This is a genomic window from Pseudoalteromonas sp. 23_GOM-1509m (assembly GCF_000518425.1).
Classification (GTDB): Bacteria; Pseudomonadota; Gammaproteobacteria; order Enterobacterales; family Alteromonadaceae; genus Pseudoalteromonas; species Pseudoalteromonas tetraodonis.
This window is the reverse complement of record NZ_KI912433.1, coordinates 95,264-110,062: the sequence shown is the minus strand read 5'-3', so window position 1 is coordinate 110,062 and position 14,799 is coordinate 95,264. Positions and strand designations below refer to the sequence as shown.

Annotated in this window: 11 protein-coding genes; 5 read left to right on the top strand and 6 right to left on the bottom strand. The window is 38.2% G+C overall.

Going from position 1 to position 14,799, the window contains the following annotated elements; genetic code table 11:
• Nucleotides 1-280 precede the first annotated feature (280 nt).
• Both N523_RS0113865 and N523_RS0113860 read left to right on the top strand, forming a co-directional pair.
• Nucleotides 281-2,437 (top strand): exonuclease domain-containing protein, encoded by a 2,157-nt coding sequence (locus tag N523_RS0113865; RefSeq protein ID WP_028834061.1) that lies wholly within the window; start codon nucleotides 281-283, stop codon nucleotides 2,435-2,437.
• Nucleotides 2,438-2,677: 240 nt separating this feature from the next.
• Nucleotides 2,678-3,205 carry a sel1 repeat family protein gene (locus N523_RS0113860; protein WP_028834062.1) on the top strand — a complete coding sequence of 176 codons (528 nt, stop codon included), beginning with the start codon at nucleotides 2,678-2,680 and terminating at the stop codon, nucleotides 3,203-3,205.
• 2 nt (nucleotides 3,206-3,207) lie between these two features.
• Here the strand turns inward: N523_RS0113860 and N523_RS19395 are convergent, their stop codons facing one another.
• The 6 genes from N523_RS19395 to dinG are packed head-to-tail and all read right to left on the bottom strand — an operon-like array spanning nucleotide 3,208 to nucleotide 8,024.
• Nucleotides 3,208-3,360 carry a YbaM family protein gene (locus N523_RS19395; protein ID WP_081745130.1) on the bottom strand — a complete coding sequence of 51 codons (153 nt, stop codon included), beginning with the start codon at nucleotides 3,358-3,360 and terminating at the stop codon, nucleotides 3,208-3,210.
• Nucleotides 3,353-3,625, bottom strand: coding sequence for a late competence development ComFB family protein (locus tag N523_RS0113850; RefSeq protein WP_013465384.1), 273 nt, complete (start codon nucleotides 3,623-3,625; stop codon nucleotides 3,353-3,355). The genes N523_RS19395 and N523_RS0113850 overlap by 8 nt, the downstream gene beginning before the upstream one ends.
• A 50-nt stretch (nucleotides 3,626-3,675) precedes the next feature.
• Nucleotides 3,676-4,563, bottom strand: coding sequence for a histone deacetylase family protein (locus tag N523_RS0113845; RefSeq protein WP_028834063.1), 888 nt, complete (start codon nucleotides 4,561-4,563; stop codon nucleotides 3,676-3,678).
• Nucleotides 4,563-5,171, bottom strand: coding sequence for a primosomal replication protein (locus N523_RS0113840; RefSeq protein ID WP_028834064.1), 609 nt, complete (start codon nucleotides 5,169-5,171; stop codon nucleotides 4,563-4,565). The genes N523_RS0113845 and N523_RS0113840 overlap by 1 nt, the downstream gene beginning before the upstream one ends.
• A gap of 1 nt (nucleotide 5,172) precedes the next feature.
• The gene (locus N523_RS0113835; RefSeq protein WP_016898974.1) at nucleotides 5,173-5,949 is read right to left on the bottom strand and encodes a TSUP family transporter; all 777 of its coding nucleotides are present in this window, start codon (nucleotides 5,947-5,949) and stop codon (nucleotides 5,173-5,175) included.
• A complete protein-coding gene (gene dinG / locus N523_RS0113830) occupies nucleotides 5,949-8,024 on the bottom strand; it encodes an ATP-dependent DNA helicase DinG (protein ID WP_028834065.1) in 2,076 nt (691 codons plus the stop codon). The genes N523_RS0113835 and dinG overlap by 1 nt, the downstream gene beginning before the upstream one ends.
• Before the next feature lie 60 nt (nucleotides 8,025-8,084).
• Between dinG and N523_RS0113825 the strand changes: the two genes are divergently transcribed.
• The 3 genes from N523_RS0113825 (at nucleotide 8,085) to N523_RS0113815 (ending at nucleotide 14,380) form a co-directional block, all read left to right on the top strand.
• A complete protein-coding gene (locus N523_RS0113825) occupies nucleotides 8,085-10,430 on the top strand; it encodes a DNA polymerase II (RefSeq protein WP_028834066.1) in 2,346 nt (781 codons plus the stop codon).
• 416 nt (nucleotides 10,431-10,846) lie between these two features.
• On the top strand, nucleotides 10,847-13,618 hold the full coding sequence (locus N523_RS0113820; protein ID WP_028834067.1) for a TonB-dependent receptor plug domain-containing protein: 2,772 nt from the start codon (nucleotides 10,847-10,849) through the stop codon (nucleotides 13,616-13,618).
• 66 nt (nucleotides 13,619-13,684) lie between these two features.
• Nucleotides 13,685-14,380 (top strand): 2OG-Fe(II) oxygenase, encoded by a 696-nt coding sequence (locus N523_RS0113815; protein ID WP_028834068.1) that lies wholly within the window; start codon nucleotides 13,685-13,687, stop codon nucleotides 14,378-14,380.
• Nucleotides 14,381-14,799: the final 419 nt, after the last annotated feature.

Below are 14,799 nucleotides of genomic sequence, written 5' to 3'. Positions count from 1 at the left end.
ATCTTTTGCCATGTGAATGCCCGTAAATAGGTACTAACGCTTCGTTAATGTTAAACACGCACTGCTTGAAGGGTTCTGCTATCTACACAGGTGAAGATAAGGGCCAGGGTATAAAAAGGGTGCTCGGTTTTAACTTAGTTTATTAGGTAACAAACCTCGCTGAAATTAAAGCGCCCGAGATTGAATCAATTTAAATTCTAAAAGGCTATTAACTCCTAATTGGGTTGCTAAAAGCGCTCAAATAATTATACTGTTTTTATATACAGTATTGGCGGTTTTTATGAGAAAAGAGTTACCAGCAAAATATTATTTGGCACATTTTAAAGAGCTAATAGGCTTTGTGAGCGATAAATGTATGCATTTACTTGAGCAAAAGCACATTACATTTATTAATAAAATAAACACCCTCGACGAGCAAAGCCAATGCATGCTAGCACGTATTTATTCTCGTAAGCCTTATTTAGTGCAAACTCAGTCATTAAATTATGAAGAGATTATTTCGCCTTATCAGGCACTTTTTAATTTAAAAACAGCCGGATTAGTATATGAACCCTCACAAACAGACGCTAAGCAACTGCTTAGTCATCTAACAAAGCCGGCCTTAATTGAGTTGCTAGCTCAACAAGAGCAGCCACCATTATTTAAAAAAAGTGCAGCTAAAAGTTGTTTAGTTGAAGTCGCTATTTCATTTTTTGAATCTAAGCCAGAGCGTCTTTCGCATTTGTATAATCAGTATGTGATCAATAATAGAGATGAGTGTTACCAGTATTTTGAATTTTTGTATATTGGCAGGCTCAGTGCCGGTGATGTTAATCATCAAAATCGGTTTGTACTAAGAGATTTAGGGGTAACTCCTGTTAGGCAAGGACATCATGAAAGTTTGTCTCGCTTTGACTCAATTGAGGAAGCGCAATCTAACTATGTGTTAAACCGTTTTCGGTTAGCCGTTAAAAACGCGAAAGATGACAATGAAAATGAGACGTTAGCAAAACAGTTAATAAATGAATTAGCAGTAGGGGTTGTAGCTCGAGAGCTAAAGAATAAGTTATTGGTCATACTTTATAAGCAACTAAAAACAACTAACCCTGTATTAGCGTTTGATGTACTTAATGCCTGCGAAGACGATGCGCACGCACTAGAAATTCAAATAAGAGAGCAATATAGTTTAGGCAATAAAGAATGGGTAAAGGCGCAACTTGAGAAAATTATAGAAAATCCGCTCACCGATGAGTTACTGTACTTTGCGGATGACTTTTTAATGCGCAAATTTAACAAGCAAACACGCTCACGGCTTAGTGAAATGTTAGCCAGTACACGCTGTATTATAGAAGTTGATGAACTTTACCGTGGCGATGTTGAGTTAGGTGTAAGTGATCACTACACTCGTCAAGGCAAGCAGGTTTTTTATACTGAGAATACCTTGTGGCAAAGCTTATTTGCGCTGGTTTTTTGGCAGGAACTTTTTATTGAAACCCCAACCCCCCCCTGCAACGAATTTGATATTTATCCGCAAGCCTTAAAAACAGATACATTTTATTTAAATCAATCCTCGCAAGTAGAGGCGCGGCTGGCTGCGTGTAATAGTACCCAAAAATTGCTGCGTTTAGTGTGTAACCATGCAGCGAAGTATTATGAGCAACCAAATGGCTTATTTAGATGGCACAAAGATGTATTAAAGCCATTAGAGATGCTTATTTTAAACAGCCCGATAAATGCGCTATTAAGCCATTTAAAAAACATGGCAAAAAACTACCGACAATTAAAAGATGGTTACCCCGATTTAATGATTGTTGATAACAGCGCAGTTCATTTTGAGGAGGTAAAAGCGCCCGGAGACAAGCTTAAAAGAAACCAGCTAGTGAGCATCGATAATTTAAAAAACAGTGGTTTTAAAGTCAATATTGCAGCGGTGAAGTGGTATGTAGACCCTAACCGTATTTATAGTGTGGTAGATATTGAAACTACAGGAGGCCTCAAAGGCGGTAACCGCATTACCGAAATTGGTATTGTTAAAGTAAAGCAGGGCGAAATAGTTGATACATGGACCACATTGATAAACCCAGAGCGACCCATCCCTCGTTTTATTACCAAACTAACCGGTATTAACGACGCCATGGTAAGTGATGCGCCTATACTTAGCGACATTGCTTCGACTTTATTGGATAAAATTTCGGGTAGTATTTTTGTGGCGCATAATGTTAATTTTGATTATGGCTTTATTAAAAAAGAGCTTGAGAGGGTGGGAATTAATTTTAAAATGCCAAAACTGTGTACAGTCGTTGAATCACGCAAAGCATTTAAGGGATTAAAGTCGTATTCGCTGGGAAATTTATCTGCACACTTTAATTTAGACTTAACCAATCATCACCGTGCATTAGACGATGCCAAAGCGGCCGCGCAGTTATTATTATTGGTTCAGCAAACGGACAGTCAGTGATAGATTTACGTCAGTTAAATGCATTGTGCGTAAAGTAAAGTACCTTGTGTATAAATACAGGGTATTAAAAAAATAGGTTTATCTATTTTTAATGGGCGATTAAAACTGCGCTTATAAAAATAATCGCTGTAAGCTTTGCAATCCCATGATAATATTAAATTTATGTTAACAGGTTTTAGGGCAGATGCTTTAAAAGTGGTTATGTTTCTGAGCAAAAAAAATAATAAATTAAGGATAATAATGAATCATCAACGATTGAGTGCCACTTTGCTGGTATTGGTGGCTTTAATAACTGGCTGTAATTCGTCACCAATAAGTCTTTACAGCGATAATACCATGAAGAAAAAAGAATATAATGGTGTTAAGGCATACAGAAAAGGGGAGTTTGAAGAGGCTTTTAACTATTTAGAAGAGCCCGCTGCATTGGGCTATAAAAGTGCACAATACACCCTAGCGTTTATGTTTTTAAAAGGGCAATATTTAGAGCAATCAACTAAGCTTGGTATGGGGTGGTTGGGTGTTGCTGCAGAAGCAGGCGTTGAAAATTGGTCACAACAATATGATACTTTTTATGCCGCTGCGACAACAGAAGAGAAGCAAGAAATAGATGCAATTGTTGCCGTTTATATTGAGCAGTTTGGTGTTAAAGCTCAAAACATGACCTGCCGTAGGTCAACATCACCGAGACGAACATTCGGCGAAATTAAAATTGATTGTAATAAACACGATGGTATTGTCACCGTTCATGAAATACAAACAATAGAGTAAAGCTAGTTACTAACTAGCTTTTTCTCAAAGTCACTTTTTACGATATCGAGCGCTTTTAATACTTCTTCGGGCTCTACGTCGTGTTGCTCTAATATCATAATTAAATCAACAGCCAGTTTTACGTGTGTAGGGGCGTCTTCTAGCGGGTTACTCATTAATATCTTTCTTTTTAGCAATCTGATCAATCGCAAAATTAATAGCAAGTTCAACGCGTTGCTGCATATCTAAACGATCTGTTTGAGTTAAATAAAATGCCATATCTACATCGTATCGAATATAACGTGGGGGTAATTGATTGAGTACGGTACAGCAAAAGTCAGCCATTACATCGTCGTTGTAACGCTCATTAAGTTTACGTTTTTCTATTTCTTCTAAAACGAGTTTTTCGTAAAAATTGTGTATGTCGTCATCTAATCGCATATTCCAGTCACTCTTTGTTATTGTCTTTAATGAGTCTATACCAAGGATTGTTATAAATCGAGAGCCGCTTTAAATAGTTGTTTATGGACACTGACTAAATCATTGATGTTACGCTGATAACCACCACCTAAAGCGCACATAAGCGGGATGTTTCGCTGCTTACAAAAGTTAAGAACGGCAAAGTCACGCGCGTATACGCCAGCCAAAGAAACATTAAATAAGCCAAGTTCGTCTTTGGTATAAATATCGGCGCCCGCATTATATAAAATAATATCGGGCTGGTGGAGGCGAACACATAACTCAAGAGCTTGCTCTAGTGTTGTTAAATACTCTGCATCTGTGGTGTTTGCAGGTAAGCCAAAGTCGTAGTTTGAGTGCTGTTTTTGCCGAGGAAAGTTTTGTTCACAGTGAATTGAACAACTAATTATCTGCTCGTGCTGTTGGGTTATTTGTGCTGTGCCGTCACCTTGATGCACGTCACAATCAAATATTAATACGGTGTCGGCTTGCTCCGTTGCAATAAGGTGGGCTGCAGCAATGGCTAAATCATTAAAAATACAAAAGCCACTGCCGTAATTGCTGTAAGCATGATGATAACCGCCACTTAAATTAGCCGCTAAACCACTTTTAATTGCACTTTCAGCGGCTTGAATGCTGGCACCAACAGAGTAAAGTGTTCGCTCAACAAGTTCAGGAGAGTGAGGAAATCCCATTTTCTTAACCGCTTTGTCAGTTAACGAGCCATTTAAAAAATCAGCGATGTACTCTGAGCTATGACACAATTTCAATTGCGCTGTTGTTGCTGGCGAAGGTGATATAAATTGGGTGTAGCCTAAAAATTCAACTTCATGCTTGAGCTGCTGATACTTTTTAATTGGAAAGCGATGGCGTTCAGGTAACTCTAATTGCGAGTACAGATAGTGATAATAAAGCTGCATTAGCGTAGCTGTTGTTTTTCTACTTGTTGAATTTTGTCTTCGGTGGCAGAAATTGCTTTTCTGCAACGGCCGAGTCGTGCATGAGTGGTTAAAATTTCTTGATTAAGTTTTTGTGCTTGCGCAGGTGATGCTTTTTCCATTTGTAACTTACGCTCTTCAATCATTAATACCAGGCGGCGCTCAAACTCATGGTTTTGTTTAAGCTCATCATATAACTCATGGGATGATTGCATGATTTTTTGCACTGCTTGTTTGTAAATAGGCTGTTTGGCACGAGGCTTATAATGACTTTTGTTTTCTTTCACCCAAATAGGGGTCGATTTAATTACATTAAAGACCGCTTGTACCTGACTAGCAATGCGCTCAAGTGCGTAAGTGTAGGCATGGCGGTGATCGCTCGGTGGTAGGCTGGCTATTTCATCTTCTATTTCTACTACGTAATCAACCAAGTTCATGCTTTTGGTGCTAAATACGGCTCTGTCAAATAAGCTTGGCTGTGCCTGCATATACCGGTTTTTAGAAAAGAGCTTTGCTTTATCAAATTGCTCAGCTTGTTGCTTAAGCGTAGCAACTTGTTGGCGTAGTTTATCTAAAGCGGCAAGTTGCATCTTAAAAGTATGCCTCGTAAATTAGTTTTAATGCTAAAAGTATAACCATAGTATTAAATACTGGGCGAATAAATTTACTACCAAAACGAATCGCTGAATGTGCGCCAAACCATGCACCAAGCATGATAAAGAAGCCCATTGTAATTCCCAGTAAAAAGTTAACATGGCCAAGTGCAACAAAGGTGATCAGCGAGATGAAGTTAGAAACAAAATTCATTGAACGCGCCAAACCACAATTGAGTAGCAAACTCATTTTATAAAGCATACCGTTTGAGGCAGTCCAAAAAGTTCCCGTTCCAGGCCCAGCTAAACCATCAAAAAAACCTAGGCTTAATCCTTGTAGCCACTGTTTTACTTTTATTGTGCGGGTTAATTTAGGCAGATCATCACTTTGTGTGGTACTTAAATTACCAAACAAGCTGTAGCAAGCCACTAAAATAATAATAATGGGTAAGAGCTTATTTAAAAACTCGATACTTAAATGATCAACAATAAGTGTGCCTAACAAAGCACCTATGGCGGTAGCCATAATAGAAGCAAACCAAAATCGTGGGTTAAATAGTTGTTTTTTATAATAGGTGATACTGGCCGTTAACGAGCCAAAACTGGCGGCCAATTTATTAGTGCCAAGCGTTAAATGAGGAGGTAATCCTGCCGTTAACAGTGCTGGTACAGTGAGTAATCCACCGCCGCCAGCAATAGCATCAATAAAGCCAGCTAAAAGTGCAACGCCACATAAAATAGCCCAAGTTGTTGGGTCGAGTGCAAGTTCAAACATCAGTAATCTATTTGTCTTTTAAAAGGTGGTAAGGTGTCAAGCATGGCTTTGCCATATCGTTTGGTGACTAGGCGTCTATCTAAAATAGTTATTGTGCCTGCATCACTTTCTTTACGCAGCAGTCTACCACAGCTTTGTACCAATTTCTTTGCTGCGTCTGGCACGGTTATCGATAAAAACGGATTACCGCCTTTACTTTGCACAAACTCTGCTTGCGCTTCTTCGATAGGCGAGGTGGGCACCGCAAACGGAATTTTGGTAATAATCAGGTTTTCTAAATACTTCCCAGGTAAATCAAGCCCTTCAGAAAGACTTTGGGTACCAAATAAAATACTGCCCTTGCCTTCATCAATATTTTTAGTATGTAATTTGAGTAAAGCTTCTCGTGACATTTCACCTTGTACTAATAAGTTAAATCCTTTTGTTCTAAGAAACTTACTTACATGGTCCATTTGCCAGTAAGAGGCAAATAACACTAAGTTGGCTTTTTTAGTGTTTAGATACTCGGGTAATGTTTTAGCAATATGATCGCTAAACTCTTTATCTGTTGGCTCTATACTTGAGGCCGGAATGCGTAAAGTGGCTTGTTTTGGGTAGTCAAACGGAGAGGGGACTTTAATAAATTTCACCCCTTCCTCTTTGGCAAGGCCGCTTTCATAGGCAAAATGATCAAATGAACCGAGTGCGCTCAAGGTAGCTGAACATAACACGGCTCCAGCACATTCGTTCCATAGCTTATCTTTTAAATAGTAACCGACTTCAATAGGGCAGTCGCTAAGCAGGTGATCATGATGGCTTTTATATTCAAGCCGTTTTATCCAACGGGCATGCGGCGTGCCTTCGCCTTTAGTGGCGTAACTAAACCATAATTTATTAAGTTGCTCTAATCGGTTTATGTATTGCCCGCTTTCAGCCAGAATAGGGTCGGCAACATAAGGTTTAATATCACCGTCGCTTACATCTTGGGTGAGGGTGTCGTGCATTTTATTTAAACACCGTAATGCATCAAGCGTGGCTTCGCTAATATCTTTTGCCTTAGCGTGTAACGATTTAGGGATTTCACCATGTTCAAAGCGATAGGTATCGTCTTTTGAATATTCAAAATCGGCGTTGTCGAGTATATCCCGCACCACTTTTAAATCTTTGTTAGCATCGTTAACGCTATCGCATAACTTAAAGTTTTGCCCAATACCTTTTTGACCCACTAACACTTTGGCCATTTTGCCACTGAATTTAGTAAGTTTGTCGAGCCAATCTATCGTGCCTTTTATTGTGGCGGCGGCAGATGAAAAGTCGCGGGTAATATGTGCAAGGTGGTGCGCTTCATCGATTACATAAATGGTGTTGTCGGGCTCGGGTAAAATTTTTCCGCCCCCTAAGTCTAAATCGGCTAACAGTAACGAATGGTTTATAACCAATACATCCATTTGCATTAACTGCTGGCGGGCGAGTTGAAAAGGACATGTTTGGTGTGCTTTCATCTGGCGTTGGCAAGCATGCTTATCGCAAGCAATGAGCCCCCATACTCTATCAGGAATGGTATCGGCCCAGCTGTCTCTATCACCTTGCCATTTTTTATTGATATAGGCATCGTAAAGTTGCTTTAAGCACTTAGTTTCCATATCGCTTAATGGCGATGTAAGGGTAGGCATAAACTCCATTTGAGTTTGGCTATCGCTGTTTAGTGCATTATGAAGTTTGTGTGCACAAATATAACGTTGGCGACCTTTGACTAAATCAAATTTAAAATCGAGTCCTGAGTGCTTTTTAAAAAACGGCAGTTCTTTAGCGATTAACTGCTCTTGCAAAGCCACAGTAGCCGTAGAAATAACCAGTTTCTTTTTTTGTGCTAATGCCAGTGGCAGAGCGCCTAGGCAGTAAGCTAATGACTTTCCGGTGCCTGTGCCTGCTTCAATAACACAAATACGTTGTTTTTTATGGTATTCACCGGCTAATGTTTTGGCGATTTCAGCAACTAAATAGTTTTGACTACTGCGAGGGCGGTAATCGGTTAGGTTATTTGCAACATGCTGGTGTACTTGTCTAATTGTTTTTTTAAGTGAGCTCGATAGCATGTGATGATTAACCTAAAATATGTATATAATTACAGTGTATATATTAAGTGGGATCGAACATTGACACAAGCAATCTATCAGGGCTTTATTTTATCAAGGCAACAATACAGCGCTAAAAATACGCAAGGTATTACTTTGTGTTATTGGCTAAGCTCTGATCATGGCCCACTTAAAGTTATTATTGAAAACCAGCAAGCGCTGTTTTTCATCCCATTGTCAGCGCAACATACTGCAAATACTTTACTCGCACAGGCAAATATAAAAGCGCAGTTTAATAAGGTTGAGTTGTGTCATTTTAGTGGCAACGAATGTGTTGCCTGTTACTTTAACGATATAAAAAGTTTATATACTGCACGCGCTCTTTTAGAGCAAGCAATGCCTATTTACGAAGCCGATGTACGCCACAGTGACCGCTTTTTAATGGAGCGCTTTATTAAAGGAGGTGTGTGGGTAACGGGTAACGCCACAGCTAAAAATGGCTTTATTGAAATTAGTGACGCAAAGTTAAAAGCAAACAAAGATTACACGCCAACGCTTACATCTATTTCTTTGGATATAGAATGTAATGGCGATGGGGTGTTATTTAGTGTAGCACTTGTGGGAAATGGCCTAGATTGCGTATTGATGATAGGGGAGCCGCAGCAAAGTGATTCGACATTTGAAATAGACTGGTGCTATGACGAAATTAACCTGCTTACCAAGTTGCAGCAGTATATTATAAATAACGATCCTGATGTTATTATTGGTTGGAATGTTATTGATTTTGACTTTAGTTTATTGCAAGAACGCGCAGAGGCGTTAGGACTTACCCTTAACTTTGGCAGAGATAATCAACCTTTGTATATTAATAAAGGCCATTACACCCGATTAACGCTTCCTGGGCGGTGCGTCATTGATGGCATTGATACATTAAAAAATGCCACTTACCGATTTGACAGCTTTTCATTAGCCAATGTTGCAGAGCGTGTGCTTAACGAATCTAAATTAATAAAAACCGACAACCGACTAACTGAAATTGTTCGTCAATTTAACGAAGATAAGCTTTCTCTAGCGGCTTATAATCGTCAAGATTGTATTTTGGTTAATCAAATTTTCGAAAAATTAAAGCTATTTGAATTTGCCATTGTCAGAACCCAAATAACAGGGCTCGAACTGGAACGCATGGGTGGCTCGGTTGCCGCATTTACAAACTTATATTTACCGTTATTACATCGCAGTGGTTATGTTGCCCCCAACTTAGGTGATCATGGGCTCTCATTTGAGAGCCCTGGTGGCTATGTGATGGAGTCGACCCCAGGGCTGTATAAAAACGTTTTGGTATTGGATTTTAAAAGCCTATACCCTTCAATTATGCGTACGTTTTGTATTGACCCGCTAGGTTTAATCGCAGGGTTAAATGCACCAGAGCATGCGGTTGAAGGATTTAATCAGGCGTTATTCTCAAGAACGCAGCACCATCTCCCCAAATTAATTGCCCACCTCACCCAAACACGGCAAGAGGCAAAAGACACTAATCAACCTATGCTCTCGCAAGCGATTAAAATTATTATGAATAGTTTATATGGCGTACTCGGCTCTAAGGGTTGTCGGTTTTACGACCCGCGTTTATCGAGTTCTATCACGTTACGTGGCCATGAGATAATGCAAACAACCCGTAAATGGATAGAAGTGCAAGGCTTTGAGGTGATATATGGTGATACCGACTCTACGTTTGTAAAACTTTGCGAAGATAAAAGCCCTCAGGAGTGTAACGAAATTGGCTGCCAACTTGTTCATCATATTAATACCATGTGGCAAGCTGATTTAAAACAACGCTATGATTTACAAAGTTATTTAGAAATTGAATTTGAAACTCATTACAGTCCGTTTTTTATGCCAACTATACGAGGTAAAAAAACAGGCTCTAAAAAGCGATATGTAGGGCAAGTAACCAAAAATAATGAAAAAAAACTGGTATTTAAAGGTATGGAAACGGTACGTAGTGACTGGACTGAATTTGCACAAGAATTTCAAACCGAATTATTTGAGACGTTATTTACTGACAACTTCGAAATACAGCAACTGCACGATATTATAAATAGCTACACTCAAAAACTTTATAATGGTGAGTTCGACCGTAAATTAGTATATAGAAAGCGGTTAGGGCAGCACCTTAACGATTACATCAAAAATATTCCTCCTCATGTTCAAGCTGTTAAAAAATACAAAGCGAATCATCCTGAGTTTGAAATAAAACGCGGGCAGGTGATTGAATATGTTTACGCAGTAACCGGCGCTGAACTTTATAACGGTAAAAACATACTGAACTATCCACTGTACATTCAAAGACAGCTCGACCCTGTTGCGCAAATGATATTAAGCGCATTAAACACAGCATCTGAATCTACACAAGCCTCGTTGTTTTAGCTTAACTATGAGCTTAAAAAGTCTTTTATAGTTAATTATTCGCCTATAAACTTCAAAGGTGAATAAAAAATTTAAAGGTAAATTAACAATTGTGGCCTTGGTTACAATTTTATCTAAAAAGAATACAAAGCGTAATTTAAAAAATAATTTATTCAAACTCATAAAAATCAATTGGTTACCATGATGTTGTTTTTAATTCTCAAGTTTGTTTCTAAATCGTATCCATAAATTAATTTAAAAAACTAATAAAATACCGCCAAAAATGATAATGAAAAGTCATGCAAAGTGCTTTTAAGGTTAATTTAATGTTGACCGCGTTGTGTTTGAAGTATTATCATCTGAAGCGTGATCACAAATTAATTAACAAGGTGTGATCAAAAAAATACAAAAACAAATAGTATTCTAGGGAGAATCAAATGTTAAATAACAAAGTTTCAAAAGCAGTTCGCTTAGCGATCGCTTTTGGTGCAGCTTCTACTGCTGCTTTCTCAGCAAGTTCATTTGCTGCAGAAGAAGGCGCAGAAAAAGTTGAACGTATTCAAGTTACAGGTTCACGCATCAAGCGTACTGATTTAGAAAGTGCTAGCCCGGTTTTAGTTCTTAGCCGTGATGATTTAAATGTTAGTGGTCAATTAAGCATCGGTGACATTCTTCAACAAATTCCAGCTGCGGGTGCTGCACTTAATACTGCCTTTAATAACGGTGGTACTGGCGCAACAAACATGGATTTACGTAACTTAGGCGCACAACGTCTTCTTGTATTAGTAAATGGTAAGCGCTGGGTTTCATCTTTAGGTTCTACAGTTGATTTAAACACAATCCCATCGTCAGCGATTGAACGTGTTGAAGTTGTTAAAGACGGCGCTTCTGCTATCTACGGTTCTGATGCTATTGCTGGTGTTGTAAATATCATCACTCGTAAAGATTTTGAAGGTGTTGAGGTTTCTGTATACGGTGGTGAAAACTTAAAGTACAACGATGGTCGCCAGTATTCTGCAGACATCACTGTTGGTACTACTTCAGACCGCGGTGGCTTAATGTTTAATGCTAGCCATGTAACTCAACAAGAAATTTGGGCAGGTGATCGCGATATTTCTTCTATGGGTAACAGCTCTACAACTGAAAAAGGCCGTTTACGTCTTACTTCAAGTGCAATCAGCCCTGAACTTCGTGATAGCTTACTTGCTCAAGGTTACACTGAAAACAACGCTGGTAAGTCAAACGCTGGTTTTGATTTAGTTCCTAATGGCGCAGGTTCAGCTGTAGGTTTAGATTCATTCCGTGACCGAGCTGGTGATGTTTACAACTACGCGCCTGAAAACTACCTTGCAACGCCACAAGAGCGTAACAGTTTTTATGTTCAAGCTTTTTATGACTTAAGTGATGACGTTCGTTTCGTATCAGATTTCATGATGACTAACCGTAAATCTTCACAGCTACTTGCAGCGATGCCATTAACAATTGGTGCATCTTTTGGTGCAGCAGCTAGCCGAGTAGACATCCACGAAAATAATATCTACAACCCATTTGGTGAAACACTGTATGGTGATGCTTCTCGCTCAGGTGTAGAAGGTTATATCCCATTTGCTGGTCAACGTCGTTTTGTAGAAGCTGGTAACCGTATTTACAGACAAAATGATACTACTTACCGTGCAATGGTTGGTTTAGAGGGCGGTATTGGTGATACATCTTGGGTTTGGGATGCTTCTTACATTTATGGTAAGAATAGCCAAGACGTTTTAACAACAGGTCTACTTAACCTTACTCGTATAAACCAAGCATTAGGTGACAACTGTAATGCATCTACTTCTTGTGTACCACTTAACCTATTTGGTGGTGCTGGCTCAATTACAGAAGATATGGTTGATTTTGTAACATTTGACAGTGTTTCTCGTGAAGGTTTAGAACTTAAAGATTACACAGTAAACTTTGCTGGTGATGCATTTGAGTTACCTGCAGGTGTTGTAGGTATGGCCGTTGGCTTTGAACGTCGTGAAGAGTCAGGTTACGATACGCCTGATCCACTAACTCAAAGTGGTGAAACTTCAGGTAACCAACGTGATGCAACTTCAGGTGGCTTCCGCTTAGATGAAGCTTATGTAGAACTTTCAATTCCAGTATTTGATGGTTTAACTATTGCACCAGCAATTAGATTCTCTGACCACAGCGCATATGGTAGCAACTCTACAGCTAAAGTTGGTGTTGAATACCGTCCAATGGATGATTTACTTCTTCGTGGTACTTGGGCTGAAGGTTACCGAGCTCCTTCAATCTCTGACTTATATGCAGGTAATGCAGATGCATACCCTACATTAACAGACCCGTGTAACTCTGTAGAAGGTGTTGTTCCAAGCCTACCTGGTTGTGCTGGCGTACCAAATGGTTACACGCAAGCTAATACACAGATCCGTGAAACTCGCGTTTCTTCTCCAGATTTACAACCAGAAGAATCAGAATCTAAAACGTTTGGTATTGTTTATAACCCAAGCTATGTTGATGGTTTAGAATTCACAATCGATTACTACGATATCGAAGTTGAAAACTCAATTGGTCGTTACGGTTCTAATCGTATATTGAACGAATGTACTTCAGGAAGTAATGCATCTTCTTGTGATTACATTGACCGTGATGCTAACGGTAATATCGTTGATTTACGTAACTTCCTACAAAACTCAGGTACCTACAATGTTGAAGGTATAGATTTTTATACTGCATACAAGTTTGATACTGAGTACGGTAGCTTCAGAACATCTCTTGATTTGTCTTATGTAATGACTAACGAGTTCGATGGCGAAGATCAAGTAGGCGTACAGTATGGTGATGCTGGTTATCCTGAATATAAAGGCACATTTGCTCTAGATTGGTCTCAAGGTGACTTTGATGCGCATTGGCAAACACGTTATGTTGACCGTATGCAAAACTACTATGACATAGCTTACGGCGCAGAAAATTACCCAGGTATGGCTGATTACATTGGTTCTTACTTTGTACATGATGTATCTGTAGGTTATGCGCTAGACGCTTACAACACTAAAATTAGTGTAGGTATTGAGAACTTATTCGCGAAAGAACCTTCTCGTGAATACACTAACAATGACTTTGCAATCTCAACTAACAACTTCTCTGTTACAGAGTACGACGTTAATATGGATCGCTTTGTATATGTACGAGCTACAATTAAGTTCTAATAACTTAGAAACTTAAACTTTATTTAAAAGCCACTTTTTAGTGGCTTTTTTATTTTTGGAATATTTATGATTCAACTAAATAAAAATATTGATGTAGTTAATTTACATAGGGAATACTCTAAAAATAAGAGAATTATGGTTGATAGTGTTTTAGAGTTTGATGGTTTTTCTAAAATTACAGAAAAATTAAAACACAATATTCCTTATTTGAATGCATATTCTTTAAATGGCCAATACATTCAATCATCAGATGATGAATTAAAAAATATGTCTCCCAATAAAATGAGAGCGCTTCAGCAGACTATTTATGAAAATGCGAGTAAAGGGGTTGGCTTTTTTTATGGGCGATATGAAATAACTCAGAATGAAAAAGATGAGTTACTAAAGGAGCTATTTAATTATCTTAATGGCCAAGAAGTTTTAAAATTGATTAGTGATGTTACAGGTGTAAAGGGTTTAAAAAGTGCAAGTGTGCAATTAACACGCTATGTACCAGGAAATTTTTTGACACGACATAATGATGTACTCCCTACAAAGCAAAGAGCAATCGCTTTTGTTTTTGGTTTTACACCACAGTGGCACCCAGACTGGGGTGGTTTGTTACATTTTTATGAAATGGATGGAATGCTGACAGAGACGTTTATGCCCAAAAGTAATGTTTTATCCCTTTTTGATGTGCAATTACCACATTCTGTTTCTTATGTAACTCCATTTGCTCGTGCTGCAAGATACTCAATTACTGGCTGGTTTAACTTAAAATAATATTATTTAAGCGATGCCAAGTTAGTTTTATTAAGACTAATTAACATCTTTATTAATATGAGTAATAGGTAATCAGTAAAATTCTATTTAGACGAGGAGCCATGTAATTCTAAGAAATTGATAGATGAAAAAATTATTATTTGCTCTAAATAAAGCAAGTATTGTGATAATAAACTCATACAAAATAACTACTTAAGTCAAATTAAGTTATTTAGTATTTAAACCTTATAATTAGCCCAAGCTTTTGATACTAAATAATTAATTTTTTTAAAAGTATACTTTTAATTTAAATCGTTTATTTAACCTTTGAAAGAACTTGGTGATAATGTAAAAAAATAAAGTTAAAAATTGTGTTCTTGTAACTTATGTGTAAATGGGTTGTTGACCTTGTGCATAAATTAAGCTTAAGATGTTAAATA

Bases quoted from the DNA above. Each gene is read 5' to 3' on its own strand.
- N523_RS0113850 (WP_013465384.1), bottom strand. From the start codon at position 3,625: ATGCGATTAGATGACGACATACACAATTTTTACGAAAAACTCGTTTTA.
- N523_RS0113845 (WP_028834063.1), bottom strand. From the start codon at position 4,563: ATGCAGCTTTATTATCACTATCTGTACTCGCAATTAGAGTTACCTGAA.
- N523_RS0113835 (WP_016898974.1), bottom strand. From the start codon at position 5,949: ATGTTTGAACTTGCACTCGACCCAACAACTTGGGCTATTTTATGTGGC.
- N523_RS19395 (WP_081745130.1), bottom strand. From the start codon at position 3,360: ATGAGTAACCCGCTAGAAGACGCCCCTACACACGTAAAACTGGCTGTT.
- N523_RS0113815 (WP_028834068.1), top strand. From the start codon at position 13,685: ATGATTCAACTAAATAAAAATATTGATGTAGTTAATTTACATAGGGAA.
- N523_RS0113860 (WP_028834062.1), top strand. From the start codon at position 2,678: ATGAATCATCAACGATTGAGTGCCACTTTGCTGGTATTGGTGGCTTTA.
- N523_RS0113865 (WP_028834061.1), top strand. From the start codon at position 281: ATGAGAAAAGAGTTACCAGCAAAATATTATTTGGCACATTTTAAAGAG.
- N523_RS0113840 (WP_028834064.1), bottom strand. From the start codon at position 5,171: ATGCAACTTGCCGCTTTAGATAAACTACGCCAACAAGTTGCTACGCTT.
- dinG (WP_028834065.1), bottom strand. From the start codon at position 8,024: ATGCTATCGAGCTCACTTAAAAAAACAATTAGACAAGTACACCAGCAT.
- N523_RS0113820 (WP_028834067.1), top strand. From the start codon at position 10,847: ATGTTAAATAACAAAGTTTCAAAAGCAGTTCGCTTAGCGATCGCTTTT.